Source organism: Bradyrhizobium sp. Unk1 (genome assembly GCF_059512345.1).
Genome location: NZ_JCAMOP010000010.1, coordinates 114,004 through 132,459 on the forward strand (window position 1 = coordinate 114,004; position 18,456 = coordinate 132,459).

Here is an 18,456-nt window from a genome sequence, read left to right on the forward strand (position 1 = left end):
GGTTCGCTTCGCGCCCCGGGACGACAGCCGTGTGTGTGGCGATCGTCCCCGCCTCTTACGCGAACTCCCTCATCCGTAAACAAACGCCCCGTCGTCCAGATCCGTCTTCGGGATCTCGTCCTTCTCGGTCCAGTAATCCTGGCTGTGCTGCCATTCCGGCTTGTCGCCGCGCTTGGGGAGCAGGTCCATGTTGCGCATGATGTAGCCGGGGTTGAAGTTTTCCGGATCGATCCAGGGCAGGATCGGCATGTTGTGGTCCTCAGGCCGCAGCCTGACCTCGACCTTCTTCGTGCCCTTGGCCTTCATATGGCCGAGCAGCCGGCAGACGAAATCGGCGACGAGGTCGACGCGCAGCGTCCAGCTCGCGCGGAAATAGCCGAACACCCAGACCATGTTCGGCACGCCCGTGAACATCATGCCGCGATAGGTCACGGTGTCGCCGAAGGCGAGCGGCTTGCCGTCGATCTCGAAGGCGATGTCACCGAGCGCCGCGAGATTGAAACCGGTCGCGGTGACGACGATATCGGCTTCCAGCAGCTTGCCGGACTTGAGCTGGATGCCGTTCTCGACGAAACATTCGATCTCGTCGGTGACGACGGACGCCTTGCCGCTGGCGATGCCCTTGAACAGATCGGCATCGGGCACAAAGGCGATGCGCTGCCGCCACGGCCGGTAGGTCGGCGTGAAATGCGTCTCGACGTCGTAATCCGGCCCGAGAACCGCGCGGATCTGGTCGATCAGATCCTTTTTCACCTGCTCCGGCTTGGCAATGCAGAGCTTCGTGAAAGCATCCTGCTCGAACAATATTTTGCGGCGGACGATCTCATGGATCCACTCCTCGTCCACCTGAAGCCGGCGCAGCTCCTCGGCGATCTCGATGGCGTTGCGGCCGAGACGGAAATAGGTCGGCGAGCGCTGCAGCATGGTGACATGCGCGCAGGCGTCGGCGATGTTCGGCACCAGTGTCGCCGCGGTCGCGCCGGATCCGATCACGACGACCTTCCTGTTCGCGAGGTCGATATCGTCGGGCCAGCTCTGCGGATGGACGATGCGGCCCTTGAAGCGGTCCATGCCCTTCCATTCCGGCGTGTAGCCTTCCGAATGGCGGTAGTAGCCCTGGCACATCCAGAGGAAGTTGGCGGTGAAGGTCTTCGCCTCGCCGGTGTCCGTCGTGGTCGCCTCGATGGTCCAGAGATTTTGCTCGCTCGACCAGCTCGCGGAATTGATCTGGTGCTTGTAGCGGATGTGCCGGGCGATATCGTTGTCGTCGATCACCTCGTTCATGTAGGCGAGGATTTCATCGGCGGTCGCGATCGGCGGGCCGACCCAGGGCTTGAAGCTGTAACCGAAGGTATGGAGATCGCTGTCCGAGCGAATGCCGGGATAGCGATGCGTGCTCCACGTGCCGCCGAACGTCGCCTGCGTTTCCAGGATGACGTAGCTCGTGCCGGGAAGCTGCTTTTCGATGTGATAGGCGCTGCCGATGCCGGAGATGCCGGCACCGACGATCAGCACGTCGAAATGTTCAGAGGCCTGTTTGGTTGTGGCGTGACTGCGGACAGCGACATTCATTGTTGCTTCTGTGCCTTGCTTGTTTTTGTGGCCGTCCTTGACCGGACGGCGCGTTTCCTCCGCGACGGGCGTGGTCGCCCATCGCGCTTCCGCATTAAAATGACATAGATCAATTCGTGGTCAAACTATAACGCCGCACCCCAGCTCCGCGCGGTCTGCAAAATCCAGTCGCGATAGAGCGTGAGCGGTGTGACGCCGGTCAATCCGCCGCAGCCGGCGGCGCCGTTCGGCCCCGTGGACCAGCTGATGACGCCGACAAGCACCGGACCGTTCGGCTTGTCCTCGAACACCGGACCGCCGGAATCGCCGGTGCAGGCGCCAATTCCGTCGCGAACACCGTTGGTTACGGGATCGACCAGCCGGATCTGGAACGTGCCGGGCTGGCCCGTGGCCACGAGCCCGGCAACGCGCGTCGCGCCGCCGCTCTTGCCGTCGCCACGCACGGTGACGCCGATACCGGCGATGACAAAGCGGCTGCCGACCTGGATTGGAATGGTCGGCGCACCGACCGACACCGTCGATTTTCCCTTGAGTGGAATTTCCAGTTGCAGCAATGCCACGTCCGCGGTGGCGCGATGCGCCTGCATTGCCTGCATGTTGAAGTTCGGATGGATCGCGACGGTGCGCACATTCAGCAATTGCGGCGTACCGTCAGCGCCGCGATCGACGATCTTGTAGTCCGCGCCCGGCTGCACGCAGTGGGCGACAGTCAGCACGACCTTCGGGGCGATCAGGCTGCCGGTGCAGAAATTGCCACGCGAGCCGACGATGGTGACGACCGCGCGCGCGACACCATCGGCCTGCGGCGTGCCGCCGCCGACGATGGCGTGTGCGGGCGTGGCGAGCAGCAGCGCGGCTGCGATGAGGGTTGCAAGCTTCTTCATGGGAACACGCCTTGGCGTCAGCATCGGTGACGGCGGGGATTGCTTCGGACTGGCCCTTGCCGATAGCGCATGCTAGCGCTCTTGGGAAGGAATTGACGAGGGCGGGATCTTGACGATCGAGGCTGTGATCTTTGATTTTGGCGGCGTGCTGACGAGCTCGCCATTCGAGGCGTTCGCGCGCTACGAGGCCGAGCGCGGTCTGCCCGTCGACATCATCCGGCGCACCAACGCCGCCAATCATCTGGAAAACGCCTGGGCCAAGTTCGAGCGAGCCGAGGTCGATATCGACACCTTCGACAAGCTTTTCGCCGAGGAATCGCGCACGCTCGGCGCGGAGGTGCGCGGCCGCGACGTGCTGCCGCTGCTTCAGGGCGATCTGCGTCCCGAGATGGTCGAGGCCCTCAAGCGCATCAAGGCGCAGTTCAAGACCGGCTGCATCACCAACAATCTGCCCGCCAACGCGATCGGCAGCATGACCGGGCGCTCACTCTATATCGCCGAGGTGATGGTTCTGTTCGACCATGTCATCGAATCCGCCAAGATCGGCCTGCGCAAGCCCGACCCGCGCATCTACAAGCTGATGGTCGAGACGCTGAAGGTCGACCCGAAGAAGTGCGTCTATCTCGACGATCTCGGCGTCAACCTGAAGCCCGCGCGCGAGATGGGCATGACGACGATCAAGGTGACGAGCGGCGCGCAGGCGATTGCGGAGCTTGAGGCGGCGACGGGGCTGAAGTTGGGGTAGCTGGCGCGTCATTCTCCGTCATTGCGAGCGCAGCGAAGCAATCCAGACTGTCTCCGCGGAGGCATTCTGGATTGCTTCGCTGCGCAATGACTGCGCTGCACGGTCTTGCCTGGCTGACTGACTACTCCGCCGCGGCTACAATCCGCTCCGGAAATGCCGCCGCGAGCGAGGCACGGTCGGGCTTCAGCACGCCGCGTTCGGTGATGAGGCCGGTGACGAGACGTGCCGGCGTCACGTCGAACGCGTAATTCGCGACCGGCGAGCCCTCCGGCACGATGCGCACCGTCTCCAGCCGGCCGTCCGCCGTGCGGCCGGTCATGTCGGTCACCTCCGCGCCGCTGCGCTGCTCGATCGGAATGTCGCGGATACCGTCATCAACAGCGAAATCGATCGTCGGCGACGGCAACGCGACATAGAACGGCACGCCGTTGTCGTGCGCTGCAAGCGCCTTCAAATATGTGCCGATCTTGTTGCAGACATCGCCATTAGCGGCGACGCGGTCGGTGCCGACGATGGCGAGATCGACCATGCCGTGCTGCATCAGATGTCCGCCGGTGTTGTCGGGGATGACCGTGTGCGGCACGCCGTGATGACCGAGCTCCCAGGCCGTGAGCGAGGCGCCCTGGTTGCGCGGACGGGTCTCATCGACCCAGACATGGACCTTGATGCCACGCTCATGCGCCAGATAGATCGGCGCCGTTGCGGTGCCCCAGTCGACGGTCGCAAGCCAGCCCGCATTGCAATGAGTCAGCAAATTGACCGTCTCGCCCGGCTTCTTCTTTGCGACGATCGCCTCGATCAGCTTCAGCCCGTTGCCGGCGATGCCGCGGTTGATCTCGACGTCCTGCTCGACGATCTCGTCGGCGCGCGCGTAGGCCGCCTCCGCCCGCTCGACCGGATCGACCGGCGCGAGCGCCGTGCGCATCTCGTCCAGCGCCCATTTCAGATTGATCGCGGTCGGCCGCGCCACGACCAGCGTGTCATAGGCGCGCTTGAGGCCGGCGTCGGATGAGTCCTCGCGCATGGCGAGCGCCATGCCATAGGCCGCGGTTGCACCGATCAGCGGTGCGCCGCGCACCAGCATGTCGCGGATCGCGACCGCTGCGTCTTCGCATGACGTCAGCTTCGCAACGATGAACTCATGCGGCAGCCGGCGCTGGTCGATCGCACCAACCGACCAGCCACCGCGTTCGCGCCAGATGCTGCGGAAATGCTTGCCGTCAACCTTCATGGCATTCTGCCTTTCGTATCACGCCCGCAGGATGCGCCCGGCCACCGCATCGAGCTTCTTCAAGAGCTCGGGATCGCGCGCCTCGGGCGCCGTGATCAGCGCGGTGTCGAGCGCCCGGTCCGAACCGATCGGGCACGGCTCGTGCTCGCGCGGAAAGTCTTTCGCGAGCCGCGCCACCAGCGCCTTGGCCTTGTCGGCGTTCGAGCTCAGCACGCGGATGATGTCCTGGACGGTGACGGCGTCGTGGTCGGGATGCCAGCAGTCGAAATCCGTCACCATCGCGACCGTGGCGTAGCAGATCTCGGCCTCACGCGCGAGCTTTGCCTCGGGCATGTTGGTCATGCCGATCACGGAATAGCCAAGAGTCTTGTAGGTCATGCTTTCCGCGTAGGTGGAGAATTGCGGCCCCTCCATGCAGACATAGGTGCCGCCACGCGCAAACGCGATGGCCTCGGCTTCAGCTGCCGCCGCAAGATGGATGCGCAGCCGCGGCGAGACCGGATGCGCCATCGACACATGCGCGACGCAGCCCCTGCCGAAGAACGAGCTCTCGCGCTTGTGGGTGCGATCGACGAACTGGTCGACGAGAACGAAGGTGCCAGGTGGCAGCTCCTCCCTGAACGAGCCGCAGGCCGAGAGCGAGATCAGGTCGGTGACGCCGGCCCGCTTCAGAACATCGATGTTGGCGCGATAGTTGATGTCGGAGGGCGACAGCCGGTGCCCCTTGTCGTGCCGCGGCAGGAACACGATCGGCAGGCCGGCAATGGAGCCGCGCCGCAGGGGGGCCGATGGCTCGCCCCAGGGGCTCTTGATCACCTCTTCGCGCGCGCCCTCAAGACCCGGCAGATCGTAGATGCCGGAACCACCGATGATGCCCAATACCGCCTGCGTCATGCCTGCTCCACCCGCTCGCCATATGCGACATGGTTAAGCTATGCCAGTTTTGCGGCGGTTTTGGAACGGGGGCGGTGGGGCGATGCCGGTGCTGTGAGGGGCCTGGAGTGCTCGCCTCACTCTCAGTGTCATCCCCGCGAAAGCGGGGACCCATAGCCACAGGGCGCAGTTTGGCGAGGATTCGTCGTTCTGTACCGCGACCTTCAACGATCGATAGATTCCGCGGTATGGGTCCCTGCGTTCGCAGGGACGACCCGGGGAGAGATAGGTACGTCTAATTAAGCCGCCGTCGCCAGCTGCAGCTGGGTCGCGACCATCCGCTGCAGCGTCTCGACCGACTGGAAATTCTCGGGCGTGATCTCGGATTGCGGGATAGTGAAGTCGAACTCGGCTTCGACGCCGAGCATCAGATTGACCATGTCCATCGAGGTCAGGCCCGCATCGACGAGCTTCGCCTGTGGCGTGATATCCGCGGCGAGCGAGTTCTGCTCGAGGATGCCCTTCACCAGCTTGATGATGCGATCGCGCAATTCGGTATCGAAGGCCTGCATCGGTAAATTCCCATCTGTCTATTCAACGGTCGGACCGGCTGCCGGCTACGATGGGCACGACGGGCCGATCCCACAATCCGATCCCACAATGGGCGCCACCATTACTTCGCCTTTCTTAGTAAACGATGACTCAGATTGTCTGGAATTCCGGGTTCTTCCAGATCCCTAACGCGATCGCGGAAATTCCGGCGATGCAAACAACCCGACCTTAACTGTTCGTTCGGAATTGGGCTTTGTTTACCCTCTATTTCATCGACGAATTTGAATTAAATCCGTAGCCTCGTCTCACAACTAAAGATGGTCGGAGGATCGCTTCAGCGGCATCGCGAATGATGCTGGCGATCCTGAACGGCAAACCGGAGGCGGACGAGTATGAACGTGCGTGAAGCAGTCCTCACTGTCGACGAAACGCAAACGAGCTTTCTCGAACACGGCCCCTCCCTCATCGAACGCGCCACCCGGACAGCCGCTGCGGCGGCGGCCGACGCGGACGGGGTCGATCGCGACGCCCGCTTCCCCCACAAGGCTTTCGAGGTCGCGCGCGAGCAGAAACTGCTCGGCGTCATGATCCCGGTCGAGTTCGGCGGCCTTGGCGCTTCGATCTACGACGTCACCGACATCTGCTACACGCTCGGGCGCGCCTGCGCCTCGACCGCGATGATCTATGCGATGCACATCACCAAGGTCGCCTGTGTCATCAGGCACGGCCATGGCATCCCCTGGATGGAAACGATGATGCGCCGGGTCGCCCGCGACCAGTGGCTGCTCGCCTCCTCCACCACCGAAGGCCAGAACGGCGGCAACATTCGCGCCAGCGCAGCAGCAGTCGACCACGCCGGCGACGCAGTCTCGCTGGTGCGCGACGCCACCGTGATCTCCTACGGTGCGGAGGCCGACGGCCTCGTCACCATCGCCCGCCGCGCCACCGAGGCCGCCGCCTCCGACCAGGTTCTGCTGGCCCTCGCCAAGGACGATTATTCGCTGAAGCAGACGCAGGGCTGGGAGACGCTCGGCATGCGCGGCACCTGCTCGACCGGCTTCGAGCTCAAGGTCGATTGCCCGGCCGACCGCATCTTCCCGGAATCCTATGACAAGATCCATGCCCAGACCATGACGCCGTTCGCGCATCTGTGCTGGTCCTCGGCCTGGGCCGGCATCGCCGCTGCGGCCGTGACCCGTGCGCAGGCTTTCGTTCGCAAGGCGGCCCGCAGCTCGGGCGGCCAGATGCCGCCGGCCGCGGCGCATTTCACGGCCGCGAAGATGTCGCTGGCCAAGCTGCGCGCGCTGATCGCAGCCAATGCCGACACCTTTGCCCGCGCCGAGCATGACGAGCGCGCGCTGAGCTCGCTCGATTTCCAGTCCTCGATCACGCTGTTGAAGGTGCAGGCCTCCGAGCTCGCGGTCGAGACCGTGATGCATGCGATGCGCACCGCGGGCCTCTCCGGCTACCGCAACGACGGCGAATTCACCATGGGCCGGCACCTGCGCGACGTGCTGTCCTCGCCGATCATGATCAACAACGACCGCATTCTCGCCAACGCCGCCACTGCGACGCTGATGAGCGGCATTCCGGCAAGCCTTCGAGACTAGAAAGCCTTCGCGACTGACGTGCCTTTCGGCCAAAAAGAACAATTTCAGATAGCAGGAAGTCGAACATGAACATTGCTGTTCTCCCCAGCTCGCCCGAGACCGCGCCGCAAATCGCGGATCCGCTCGATCATCTCGCCGACAAGCTGTTCCACCCCATGGGCTCGGACGGCGTATACGCCCGCACCGCGCTCTACGAGGGCGTCGTCGAGCGTCTTACCGCCCTGATCACGAGCCATCGCGAGACCGGCACCGAGGTCATGCGCTTTCCGCCGGTGATGAGCCGGGCACAGCTCGAAAAATCCGGCTATCTCAAGAGCTTTCCCAACCTGCTCGGCTGCGTCTGCGGCCTGCACGGCACCGAACGCGAGATCGACGCGGCGGTCAGCCGCTTCGATGCCGGCGGCGACTGGACTTCATCGCTCTCGCCGGCCGACCTCGTGCTGTCGCCCGCCGCCTGCTACCCGGTCTATCCGATCGCGGCGAGCCGCGGAGCTTTGCCGAAGGGCGGCCTGCGCTTCGACGTCGCCGCCGACTGCTTCCGCCGTGAGCCGTCGAAACATCTCGACCGGCTGCAATCGTTCCGGATGCGCGAATATGTCTGCATCGGCAGCCCCGACGACGTCGCCGATTTCCGCGAGCGCTGGATGGTGCGCGCGCAGGCGATCGCCCGCGACCTCGGCCTGACCTTCCGCGTCGACTATGCCAGCGACCCCTTCTTCGGCCGCGTCGGCCAGATCAAGGCGGTGAGCCAGAAGCAGCAGCAGCTCAAATTCGAGCTCCTGATCCCGCTCCGCTCGGAGGATCAGCCGACCGCCTGCATGAGCTTCAACTATCACCGCGAGCATTTTGGCACGACCTGGGGCATCCAGGACGCCAATGGCGAACCCGCGCACACCGGCTGCGTCGCCTTCGGCATGGACCGCCTGGCCGTCGCCATGTTCCACACCCACGGCACCGATCTCGCCACCTGGCCCGCCAAGGTGCGGGAGATCATGGGCATGCAGCCGTTAGCCACGGCCGACGCCCATGGTGAAGGCTGGCGCTAGAGCATGATCCGGAAAAGTGCGGGACGGTTTTCCGAAAAGATCATGCCGAAACGATAGAGCGAACGAGGCCTCCCATTTCCACGGGTAAAACCAGCGTGATCCACACCAAGGTTCGATGCCGCGAGATCACCGAGGCCGACGTCGATGCGGTCGCGGACCTGCTGACGCGCGGCTTCGTCGGCCGCTCGCGCAACTACTGGATCCAGGGCCTGCGCCGGCAGGCCTTCCGGCCCGTGCCGGAGGGCTATCCGCGCTTCGGCTACATGCTCGACAATGACGGCGCGCCCGTCGGCGTGCTGCTGCTGATCTACACGGCGCGAAAGCACGGCGAAGAGACCGCCATCCAGTGCAATTTGTCGAGCTGGTATGTCGATCCGGCCTACCGCAACTACGCCCCGTTGCTGACCAAGATCGCGCAGCGGCACAAGGATGTCACCTATCTCAACATCAGCCCGGCGCCGTGGACCTGGCCGATCATCGAGACGCAAGGCTTTCGTGCCTATTGCCACGGCATCTTCTTCTCCGTGCCCGCACTCGCGCGCCCTCCGCGCTGGAGCAAGATCGAGGTCATCTCGCAGCACGCCAAGACGATCGATGGGCTGACCGACGACGAGACGCAGCTCCTCACGCGGCATGCCCGCTACAATTGCCTCAGCCTCGTCTGCCGCACGCCGAAGGGAACGTTCCCCTTCATCCTGCAGCCGGTGCGCATCCGCCGCGGCTTCATCGCACCGCCCGCGATGAAGCTGATCTATTGCCGCAGCGCCGCCGAATACGCCGCCTGCGCAGGCCGCATCGGCCGGCTGCTGCTGCGACTCGGCAAGATCTCGGTGGCGATCGATTCCAATGGCCCGATTCGCGGCCTCCCCGGCATCTACACCGAGCGGCGCGGCCGTAAATATTTCAAGGGTCCGCACCGGCCGCAGCTCGGCGACCTCACGGACACGGAACTCGTGCTGTACGGGCCGTAGGGGATCGGCTCAGAGCCCGCACCTTAGTCCCGTCATTCTGAGGTGCTCGTCGTGCGCAGCGCGGCGAGCCTCGAAGGATGAACGGCCGGGATGCAGCCGGGCCGTCGCCCTTCGAGGCCTCCGCTTCGCTCCGGCACCTCAGGATGACGGCGGTAGGTCGGTGCTCGCGGTACGACCTCGCCATTCAGATGCCGAACGCGTCTTCGAACGTCTCCCCGGCACACACTCTACGCATCGCCGGTCACCCTCCGTAAACTACGGCGCTTAAGGGAATTTTCCCGCCTCTTCGCTACCCTCCGCGGTTGAATTACGTTGCGTTAGGTCTATTGCCCGGCGAGACCCTGTCGATCCCATGACGTCGCCCCGCGACAACGAACTTGGAGCACGCCGCGAACAGGGCCCGCAGGCCCTGGTCTCGCTGAGCCAGCTCGCGCTCGACCGCATGGAGCAGGGTGTCTGCGTCTACGATGCCGACAACCGGATCGTGCTGGTCAACCAGCGCTATCTATCGCTGTTCGACATGTCGGCCGACATCGTGCATGTCGGCACGAGCTACCGCGAGGTGCTCGCGCACAGCGCGGCGCGCGGGAACTTTCCGCAAGACGAGGTCGACGCGCTGTATACGAAGCGGATCGCGCAGATCGCAGGCGGGAAGCCGTTCCGCACCGAACAGACACTCGCGAGCGGACTCGTCATGGCGCTCGAGCTGAAGCCGCTTCCCGGCGGCGGCTGGATGACGATCTGCGATGACGTCAGCCGCCTCGCCCGGCTCGAGGCGGAATTGCGCGTGCAGACGGAGCGCAGCCAGCACGCGCTCGCCAACATGTCGCATGGCCTCATCATGTACGATGCCGACAGCCGTGTCGTCGTCTGCAACGAGCGGTTCCTGAACCTCTACGATCTCGATTCCGACATTGTGAAGCCGGGCGTCGCGCATTGCTCAGTGATCGAACACTGGATGTCGCGTGGCAACCTGCCGGGCATGCCGAGTGACGAGTTCCGCCACACACGCCTGGAGGACGCGCGCGCTCGTAAGGCGAAGACCCTGCTGGTGATGCGCTATGACGGCCGGATGGTGCAGGCGGTGTCCCGCTTCCTGCCCGACGGCGGCTGGGTGACGGTGCATGAGGACGTCACCGAGCGGTTGCAGTACGAAGAAGCGCTGCGGCAACAGAACTTCATCCTCGATGCGGCGCTGGAGAACATGGCGCACGGGCTCGCCTTCTACGACAGCGACATGCGCTTGCGCGTCTGCAACACCACCTACCGCAAGATCTACCGGCTGTCGCCGGAGGAAACCAGGCCTGGCACCCATCTCGGCGAGCTGATCGAGCGGTCGATGGTGAACGGGGCGTTCGCCTCCGAATACAGTCCGCGACAGCTGCTGGAAGCCGCCAGCGCGAGGATCGCGAACCACGATTCCTCGCCGATGCGGCGGCGCATGTCGAACGACACCGTGATCTCGGTGCGCTACTGCGCGCTGCCCGAGGGCGGCTTCGTCGCCACCTACGAGGACATCACCGACCGCGAGCGCGCGATCGAAGAGCTGAGCGAGCAGTACCGCCGCTTCGACGCGGCGCTGAACAACATGAGCCAGGGCCTGTGCATGCTCGATGCGAGCCTGCGCGTCATCGTCTGCAATCGCCGCTACATCGAGATGTATGGGCTGTCGCCCGAGATCGTGAAGCCCGGCGTCTCGATGCGCGAGATCATGCAGCACAGCTGCGATCTCGGCATCCACCCGAACACGACCGCCGCGAAGATCTATGCCGACTATGTCGAGAGGCTGCGCGAGGGCGAACACACGCTGCACCGCCACCTGAACGACGGCCGCATCATCAAGCTCAATCACAAGCGGATGGAGCATGGCGGCTGGGTCGTCACCTATGAGGACGTCACCGAGCGCCACAAGGCCCAGGCCCGCGTGGCGCACATGGCGCAGCACGATTCACTGACCGACCTGCCCAACCGCACGCTGTTCCGCGAGAAAATGGGCGAGGGACTGAACCAGGTCGCGATCGCCGGCGGTGCGATGGCCGTGCTGTGCTTCGACCTTGATAATTTCAAGATCGTCAACGACCGCCTCGGCCACGCCGCCGGTGATCGGCTTCTGCGCTGGGTCGCGGCACGGCTGAAGGAGAATGTCGGCGAGCATGACACCGTCGCCCGCCTCGGCGGCGACGAGTTCGCCGTTCTCCAGCGCGGACCGCAGCCGCAATCGGCGGAACGGCTCGCTCGCCGCCTGGTCGAGATCATCGGCCACCCGCCGCCGCTGGAAAGCCAGTCGATCCATGTCGGCGTTTCCGTCGGCATCGCGATCGCGCCGGATCACGGGCTCGATGCCGACGAGCTGATGAAATGCGCCGACCTCGCACTGTACCAGGCCAAGGCCAAGGGGCGCGGCGCCTACCAGCTGTTCGAGCCCGAGATGGAGGAAGAGGCGCGCAGCCGGCACGCGCTGGAGCACGATCTGCGCAGCGCGCTTGAAGCACGCGAATTTCACCTCGTGTTTCAGCCGCAGGTGCGGCTCGACACCACCGAGCTCACCGGTTTCGAGGCGCTGCTGCGCTGGAAGCACCCCTCGCGCGGCTTCGTCTCCCCCGCCGAATTCATTCCGCTCGCGGAAGAGAATGGGCTGATCGTCCCGATCGGCGAATGGGTGCTGCGCACGGCCTGCGCGACCGCGGCATCCTGGCCCGATGTCACTGTCGCGGTCAATTTGTCGCCGGTGCAGTTCCGCGCGCGCGGACTGGTGGCGATGGTCACGAGCGCGCTTGCGGAAGCCGGCCTGCCGCCGCGGCGGCTCGAGCTCGAGGTCACCGAGACGGCGCTGCTCGACGACAGCGAGGCGACGATCGAGATCCTGCATCAGCTCCGCGCGCTCGGCGTACGCGTCAGCCTCGACGATTTCGGCGTCGGCTATTCCTCGCTGAGCTATTTGCGCAAATTTCCGTTCGACCGCATCAAGATCGACCGCTCGTTCGTCGGCACGCTCGGCGAAACCCCGGAGAGCGTCGCCATCGTCCGCACCATCGCCAGCCTCGGCTCCGTGCTCGGCGTCGAGACCACGGCGGAAGGCGTCGAGACCATCGAGCAGCTCGACTTCGTCCGCGAATGCGGGTGCACCGCAGTCCAGGGCTATTATTTCGGCAGGCCGTGCCCGGCAGCCGAGGTCGGCCACGCGATCGAGCGACTGAACGCGGTCAGGCGCGTGGCGTGACGCTCCGCTTCACCTCGCCGCTCTCTCTATCGTTACGCCCGACACGACCTCAGGCGATTGAGCGTGGCACGATCGGCCGATGCGAGCGCATTGCTCCACTCCCGTTCGGAGAGGTCTCCGACCAGGCTGGAAAGGCTGATGGCAAGCGCACGAAGCCGCGCATTCTCCTCAAGAAGCAAGAAAACGTCGTTCGACGGGGATTCATCGTCAGAAAAGCTAGCGCCTTCGCAGAGCTGCTGCGACAAGAGTTCGAAAGACTCATCACGCACGATATCTTCGGCAGTGGAAATCAGCTTCTGTCTCTTATGACGCACTAAATCTTCATCACTCATGGCAAATTCCCCAACTCAGGACATGCCTCCAACCGCATTTGGATACATCGATTGAGTCGGCGGCGGATTTGAGTCCGAAATGGGCTCGCAGGGTGTGCGCCTCGTGTCCCCCGCCGCCTCACTTGCTCATTCGTTCGCTTCACCGGCGTCTTTCAGACCGGCTCGCAGTGCGGTCACGACGCGATGGGCCACGTCGATATCCCTGACCGACAATCCATCCGCAAGGCCGTTGACCCACGGGACCTGCAAACGGCCGGCGGCATCGTAGACCTGCCTGCCGTTGTCGGTGAGGACCACGAGCTGCGCCCGGCGGTGATGCGGGTTGACCTCGAACACAACGAGACCATCGCGCGCGAGGTCGTTGACGATGCGCTGCACGTTCTGGCGATTGGCGCCGAGATTGCGGGCGAGCCAGGCGACCGGCTCCGGCCGCTCGGCGTCGGCGATCGCCCCCAGTATCTGCCAGCGCGCGCTGGTGAGACCAAGCGACGTCACCAGCCGGTCGCCGGCGGTCAGAAGCAGGCTGTTGGCACGGAACAGGTCGAGGATGAGGCCGGTCAGGGCTTCGCCCGCCGGGGTCCGCTTGGCCTTGTTCATTTGGCACTATTGCTCCGTATTGACACCATGATGTCAAATACCTATATCCGGGACTGTCGAATTGACATTATGACACCAAATTGACCGGAGCAATGTCATGCCTCACATGCGTCCCCTCGACCCTGCCTTCCCGATCGACCGTCAGATCGCGCTCGAAACCGGCCCCGTGGTGCTCATCAACGTGTTCACGCTCGACGCCGAGGATGAGCAGGGCTTCCTCAAGACGTGGCAGGACGACGCCACCTTCATGAAACGCCAGCCCGGTTTCATCTCCACCCAGCTTCACCGCGCCGTCGGCGACAGCCCGACCTATCTGAATTACGCGGTGTGGGAATCCAACGCGGATTTCCGCGCCGCTTTCACCCACCCGGAATTCCGCGCAAAGATCGCCGCCTACCCCGCATCTGCCGTCGCGAGCCCGCATCTGTTCCAGAAGGTCGCGGTGCCCGGTATTTGCGTGGGGTAGCGGCCACATCGTCATTGTCCGCGCAGCGAAGCAATCCAGACTGCCGCGGGGGAAAGATTCTGGATTGCTTCGCTGCGCTCGCAATGACGGAGGAGAGAGTCGAGCCCACAAGCGCAATCGTACGGTCGGCAAAGGCGCGCTTGCGCCGTGCCCTCCATCTCTCTCGCCGTGTGGTGTCGATGGTGGGCACGCTTCGCTTTGCCCACCCTACGATATCTCAGCTCGCCGCAGGCAGCACGTTATCCGGCGGCGTGCCCCATGGGCGGTCGGCTGAGGCGAGCCCGATCAGGCGGCCCTGGATGTAGTCGCAGCCCCAGTCGCGCAGCATGGCGGCGGCCTCTCCGTCCTGCACCCACTCGGCGACCGTCTTGATGTCGAGGCGGCGGGCGAGGTCGATCAGGGTCTGCACGAAGGCGCGGTCATCGGCCGAACGGGTGATGTTCTGCACGAAGGCGCCGTCGATCTTGACGATATCGACGCCGAGCTTGCGCAGGTTTCGGAACGAAGTGTAGCCGGCGCCGAAATCGTCGATGGCGATGCGGCTGCCGAAATTCTTCAGCCGCGTGACGAAGCCGCGCACGTCATCGATGTCCTGGATCGCGACCGTCTCGGTGATCTCGACGATCAGCCGCTCGGCGACGCCGGGGTGGGCCAGCATCAGCGACTCGATTCCCGCCCACCAGTCCGGATCCATCGTCGTATCAGGCGAGATGTTGAGGCTGAGGCAGATGTCGGGCGCGGCCGCGAGCTCGGCGACCACAAGCTCGAGCACGCGGTGATCGACCAGGCGGATCAGGCCGAGCCGTTCGGCAACCGGCACGATGTCGGGAGCCAGCAGCACCTGGCCGTCGCCCTGGTCCATCCGCACCAGGCATTCGTGGAACGCGCGCTCGTGCGAGACGGCCGAGACAACCGGCTCATAGGCGAGCTTGATGCGGCGCTCGTTCAGCGCGGTGACGATCTCGTCGGTGACACGGATGTTGACGCGGCGCTGTGCGTCACGCGCGGCATCCGGGCGCCACGCCGCGAACGAACCGACGCGGCGTTGTTTTGCCGCGTCCAGCGTCTCATGGGCGCGATTGACGGCCTCGTCGGTGTTGCGGGCGTAGCGCGGCACGCTGACCGCGCCGATCGACGCCGTGACCGAGACCGGGCCGGATTTGGTCGGCACCACCTCGTCGCGGATGCCGGCAAGGAAGCGCTCGGCGGCGACGTTCATGTCATCGACGGTGCAGTTCTTCAGGATCAGGCCGAACTTGTTGCCGGAGAAACGGCCGAGCACGTCGCCGCCGCGCAGGCGGGCGCGGATGCGCTTGGCCACGTCGAGGATCACGGCGTCCGCGACATCGAAGCCGAAAGCGTCGTTGACGCGGGCGAGATGATCGATGCCGACCAGCATGAAGGCTGCGGTCGAGCGGAAGCGGGTGGTCTCCTCGATCGCCTCGGCCAGCGCCGCGATCAGGTGGGAACGATTGAGCTCGCCGGTCAGGGGATCAAGCCGAGCCAGCTTGGTCAATTCCTCGTCGCGGGCGTGGCGCTCATTGTTGATGCGGATGGAGCCGATCGCGCGCACCGGGCGGCCATCGGGGCCGGCGAACCAGCGGCCGGTCTCCTCGATCCAGACCACGGGATCGGCGGCGCTCATGCGCACGCCGTATTCGACCCGGTAGGGCGTGCCGTCGGCGCCGTGCACCGGCGAGGTCTGCGCCAGCGCGGCGGTCCGCAGCGTCTGCGCGGGCTCGATCAGCTTGGCGAATTCGGCGCCAGTCGCGAGCCGCTCGGGCGGGATGCCGGGAAAGACGCTGGCGACCTGCTCACCCCACACGATGGAATCGCTGGCGATGTCCCAGGCGAAAACGGCCTGACCAAGAGCGGCCAGGATGTCGGAGGCTTGCGGCAATGCAGGGGTCAAAATCGCCTCGTTTCGGGACAGCGGGGAGTCCTGAGTCGGCACAGAATACGGCCAGATTCGACTCCGACTCTAGGCAAAGTTCATAAACAATTTGGAAACCATGTTTCGCAGGCCCGCGGAACCAAACCGGCCCGGCCGGCATAGGCCTTGCGAGTACATGACACGCACCGGCGCCGGCGTCTCGAAACGCGACAGGCCTCGCCGGATCAACGGTGATTGCGATGTTAAGTACTGATCGATCGGACGGCGCGGACAACGGCACGGGCACGGCCCTGGTGACGCTGCTGCCGACGTTGCAGTGGGTCCACAAGGCGCCGCTGCCCCGTCCCGATCCGAGCTTCGTCACCCAACTCATCGCCAATGCCGAGCACCTGCCCCAGGCGAGCCGGCTCCGCCGCGCCTCTTCCGAGGATGCGCAGATGGCCTATGGCGACAAGCGCCCGCTTCCGAGCGTCACCGCGCGCACGCGGCAGGTGGCTTGAAGTAGAGGTGGCTTGAAGCAGATCAGCGCGGCGCGTCGGGAGACGGCGGCGTGCCGTTGCCCGGCTGCAAGTCCGGCGATGGGATTTCCGGCGAGGGCGGGTTCACCGGCTTCGGCGCGGGGTGATCCTTCAGCACGGATTCGGCGACCGACTGCGCGGAAGGCGCGGGTGGCACCGCCGGCGCAGACACCGGCTCGAACTTGGATTCGGACGCCGCATCGTCCGTTGCCGCTTCGGCCTGGCGCTTGGCCTTGCGCGGCGCCGGCACTGCCGTCTCCGCGACATAGGTGACGCGGCGGCGCGTGCGCTGGGCGATACCGCCGAGGAAATCGGCCATCGCGAGCAGCACCAGCAGGAAATAGGTGGAGTTGCCGAATTTGGGCCACATCACGAATTCGGCCGCGGCAGCACCGAACACGATCAGCGACAGCAGATGATCCATCAGGAATTTCGAGCCGGGCCGCGCGCCTTTGACCACCTCTAACAGCAGCAACACGATACCGAGCGCGAGCATCACGTCGGCAAGCGTGACCGGCCAGGTCTCGCCCGTGATCATCGGCACCTTGAACAGCACGTCCGTAAAGGACACGGTCGGCATCAGGAAGGCGATGATGTTGTAGACCGCGAGCGGGATCAGGAGCAGCGGGAAACCGACCATCGGCGAAATGCCTTCTCGATCAAGATATCCGGACAGAACAATGCGGCCGCGAAGCATTAGCTCCGCCGCCGTCACTGTCATATCTCATTGGGTGGCCGAAATCAGGCAGGCGAAATGATCCTGCCCGGAGAAAGGTCCTAAATTCAGGACTCTTTCTTCTTCAGGACCTGACGGCCCTTGTACATGCCGGTCTTGAGGTCGAGATGGTGCGGACGACGGAGCTCGCCGGAGTCCTTGTCTTCCACATAGGTCGGCTTCTTGATGGCGTCTGCCGAGCGGCGCATGCCACGACGCGACGGCGAGGTTTTTCTTCTCGGAACGGCCATTTCAATATCCTCTAGGGATTGGTGTTGTCAGGGCATCGTCCGCGAGGGGACGGCTCAGCACCCGCAAACCGAGGCGAGCTGAATGCCGATCAAGGCCGGGCTTATAGAGGAAGGCTGGCCGTAAATCTAGGCTTTTGGACCGGAAAATACGTCCGGAAAGGGCCCAGAATCAGCGATTTTCCCGCCAACAGGTCAAAAGCGAGTTCGCCTGCGCCCTCGCCACATAGGTCCCTGCCAGCCGGCGGACGCCAGGCCCGGGGGTCCGGGCGCTCCGTTTGACCGGATTGGGCAGGATCGAGGCCAGAAGTGCCGCCTCCCGGGGCGAGAGGTTGGCCGCCGATTTGCCAAAGGCATAGGCGCTGGCCGCCTCGACCCCAAACTGGCCCTGCGGGCCGAGCTCGGCGATGTTGACGTAAATCTCGAGGATTCGCGCCTTGGGCAGGACGAAATCGATCCACAGCGCCAGCGGGAATTCCAGCGCCTTGCGGACGAAATCCCGCCCCTGCCAGAGGAACAGGTTCTTTGCCACCTGCTGGGTGATGGTGGAGGCGCCCCGGAAGGGCGTACCGTCCTCCTTCGCATCGTCGATCGCCTCGCGCAGCGCGCCCCAGTCGATGCCGTGATGCTTGCAGAAATGGGCGTCCTCGGCCGCCACCACCGATCGCGGCAGTGAGGGCGACATCGCGGCCAGATCGATCCACTCCCGATGCATCGGCGCGCCCCGGAGCGACCGCCAGGCCATCAGCGTCGAAACCGGATGGCCGGTGCGGTAGAACGGCGCGATCACGTAGGGCGCGAGAGCCACGACCAAGAGCGCTACCAGCAGGATCTTGACGATGCGCAAATCGACCTTTCCGGCGCAAAATGAAACGCGGCCACGGATCCCGCCATTAAGTCTGTGATAATTCGGGCCTTTTCCAGCACTTTTTAGGCCTTCCAAACGATTGACTGGGGCGGGCGCATAAAGGATTGTCCCGCC

At 64.6% G+C, this 18,456-nt stretch carries 18 protein-coding genes; 7 read left to right on the forward strand and 11 right to left on the reverse strand.

Annotated features, from left to right (window positions below; genetic code table 11):
* Nucleotides 1-69: 69 nt before the first annotated feature.
* Entirely contained in the window at nt 70-1,572 is a 1,503-nt protein-coding gene (locus tag AC5ZFO_RS14940; protein ID WP_282522504.1) for a flavin-containing monooxygenase, read from the reverse strand.
* A gap of 125 nt (nt 1,573-1,697) precedes the next feature.
* Nucleotides 1,698-2,456 carry a S1 family peptidase gene (locus AC5ZFO_RS14945; RefSeq protein WP_282522505.1) on the reverse strand — a complete coding sequence of 253 codons (759 nt, stop codon included), beginning with the start codon at nt 2,454-2,456 and terminating at the stop codon, nt 1,698-1,700.
* Between the two features lie 109 nt (nt 2,457-2,565).
* Here AC5ZFO_RS14945 and AC5ZFO_RS14950 point away from each other — a divergent pair, with 109 nt between their 5' ends.
* Complete coding sequence (locus tag AC5ZFO_RS14950; RefSeq protein ID WP_282522506.1) at nt 2,566-3,201, forward strand: HAD-IA family hydrolase; 636 nt, start codon at nt 2,566-2,568, stop codon at nt 3,199-3,201.
* Between the two features lie 121 nt (nt 3,202-3,322).
* On the opposite strand, the gene mtnA is transcribed toward AC5ZFO_RS14950, so the two are convergent.
* The 3 genes from mtnA to AC5ZFO_RS14965 all read right to left on the reverse strand — a co-directional run bounded on the left by mtnA (nt 3,323) and on the right by AC5ZFO_RS14965 (nt 5,877).
* On the reverse strand, nt 3,323-4,432 hold the full coding sequence (mtnA, locus tag AC5ZFO_RS14955) for an S-methyl-5-thioribose-1-phosphate isomerase (RefSeq protein ID WP_282522507.1): 1,110 nt from the start codon (nt 4,430-4,432) through the stop codon (nt 3,323-3,325).
* An 18-nt stretch (nt 4,433-4,450) separates the two neighbouring features.
* Complete coding sequence (locus AC5ZFO_RS14960; RefSeq protein WP_282522508.1) at nt 4,451-5,326, reverse strand: S-methyl-5'-thioadenosine phosphorylase; 876 nt, start codon at nt 5,324-5,326, stop codon at nt 4,451-4,453.
* A 278-nt stretch (nt 5,327-5,604) separates the two neighbouring features.
* Nucleotides 5,605-5,877 (reverse strand): phosphopantetheine-binding protein, encoded by a 273-nt coding sequence (locus AC5ZFO_RS14965; protein ID WP_282522509.1) that lies wholly within the window; start codon nt 5,875-5,877, stop codon nt 5,605-5,607.
* Between the two features lie 372 nt (nt 5,878-6,249).
* On the opposite strand from AC5ZFO_RS14965, the gene AC5ZFO_RS14970 reads away from it, so the two are divergent.
* The 4 genes from AC5ZFO_RS14970 (at nt 6,250) to AC5ZFO_RS14985 (ending at nt 12,704) form a co-directional block, all read left to right on the forward strand.
* The gene (locus AC5ZFO_RS14970; RefSeq protein WP_282522510.1) at nt 6,250-7,467 is read left to right on the forward strand and encodes an acyl-CoA dehydrogenase family protein; all 1,218 of its coding nucleotides are present in this window, start codon (nt 6,250-6,252) and stop codon (nt 7,465-7,467) included.
* 65 nt (nt 7,468-7,532) lie between these two features.
* Nucleotides 7,533-8,513: an amino acid--[acyl-carrier-protein] ligase gene (locus AC5ZFO_RS14975; protein WP_282522511.1), complete on the forward strand. Its 981-nt coding sequence runs from the start codon at nt 7,533-7,535 to the stop codon at nt 8,511-8,513.
* Between the two features lie 95 nt (nt 8,514-8,608).
* The gene (locus AC5ZFO_RS14980; protein ID WP_282522512.1) at nt 8,609-9,484 is read left to right on the forward strand and encodes a GNAT family N-acetyltransferase; all 876 of its coding nucleotides are present in this window, start codon (nt 8,609-8,611) and stop codon (nt 9,482-9,484) included.
* A 352-nt stretch (nt 9,485-9,836) separates the two neighbouring features.
* Nucleotides 9,837-12,704 carry a PAS-domain containing protein gene (locus AC5ZFO_RS14985; RefSeq protein ID WP_496122204.1) on the forward strand — a complete coding sequence of 956 codons (2,868 nt, stop codon included), beginning with the start codon at nt 9,837-9,839 and terminating at the stop codon, nt 12,702-12,704.
* A gap of 32 nt (nt 12,705-12,736) precedes the next feature.
* On the opposite strand, the gene AC5ZFO_RS14990 is transcribed toward AC5ZFO_RS14985, so the two are convergent.
* Both AC5ZFO_RS14990 and AC5ZFO_RS14995 read right to left on the reverse strand, forming a co-directional pair.
* Nucleotides 12,737-13,036, reverse strand: a complete 300-nt coding sequence (locus AC5ZFO_RS14990) for a hypothetical protein (RefSeq protein WP_282522514.1) — start codon at nt 13,034-13,036, stop codon at nt 12,737-12,739.
* 126 nt (nt 13,037-13,162) lie between these two features.
* Nucleotides 13,163-13,633 carry a MarR family winged helix-turn-helix transcriptional regulator gene (locus AC5ZFO_RS14995; protein WP_282522515.1) on the reverse strand — a complete coding sequence of 157 codons (471 nt, stop codon included), beginning with the start codon at nt 13,631-13,633 and terminating at the stop codon, nt 13,163-13,165.
* Nucleotides 13,634-13,730: 97 nt separating this feature from the next.
* On the opposite strand from AC5ZFO_RS14995, the gene AC5ZFO_RS15000 reads away from it, so the two are divergent.
* A complete protein-coding gene (locus AC5ZFO_RS15000; RefSeq protein WP_282522516.1) occupies nt 13,731-14,099 on the forward strand; it encodes an antibiotic biosynthesis monooxygenase family protein in 369 nt (122 codons plus the stop codon).
* A 217-nt stretch (nt 14,100-14,316) separates the two neighbouring features.
* Here AC5ZFO_RS15000 and AC5ZFO_RS15005 read toward each other — a convergent pair whose 3' ends face one another.
* Nucleotides 14,317-16,011: a bifunctional diguanylate cyclase/phosphodiesterase gene (locus AC5ZFO_RS15005; protein ID WP_282522517.1), complete on the reverse strand. Its 1,695-nt coding sequence runs from the start codon at nt 16,009-16,011 to the stop codon at nt 14,317-14,319.
* A 221-nt stretch (nt 16,012-16,232) separates the two neighbouring features.
* Here AC5ZFO_RS15005 and AC5ZFO_RS15010 point away from each other — a divergent pair, with 221 nt between their 5' ends.
* On the forward strand, nt 16,233-16,493 hold the full coding sequence (locus tag AC5ZFO_RS15010; protein WP_282522518.1) for a hypothetical protein: 261 nt from the start codon (nt 16,233-16,235) through the stop codon (nt 16,491-16,493).
* A gap of 22 nt (nt 16,494-16,515) precedes the next feature.
* Here AC5ZFO_RS15010 and AC5ZFO_RS15015 read toward each other — a convergent pair whose 3' ends face one another.
* The 3 genes from AC5ZFO_RS15015 to mtgA form a co-directional block, all read right to left on the reverse strand.
* Nucleotides 16,516-17,151 (reverse strand): hypothetical protein, encoded by a 636-nt coding sequence (locus AC5ZFO_RS15015; RefSeq protein ID WP_496122205.1) that lies wholly within the window; start codon nt 17,149-17,151, stop codon nt 16,516-16,518.
* A 143-nt stretch (nt 17,152-17,294) separates the two neighbouring features.
* On the reverse strand, nt 17,295-17,477 hold the full coding sequence (gene rpmF, locus AC5ZFO_RS15020; protein ID WP_007598106.1) for a 50S ribosomal protein L32: 183 nt from the start codon (nt 17,475-17,477) through the stop codon (nt 17,295-17,297).
* A gap of 169 nt (nt 17,478-17,646) precedes the next feature.
* Complete coding sequence (gene mtgA, locus AC5ZFO_RS15025) at nt 17,647-18,321, reverse strand: monofunctional biosynthetic peptidoglycan transglycosylase (protein WP_282522520.1); 675 nt, start codon at nt 18,319-18,321, stop codon at nt 17,647-17,649.
* Between the last annotated feature and the right edge of the window lie 135 nt (nt 18,322-18,456).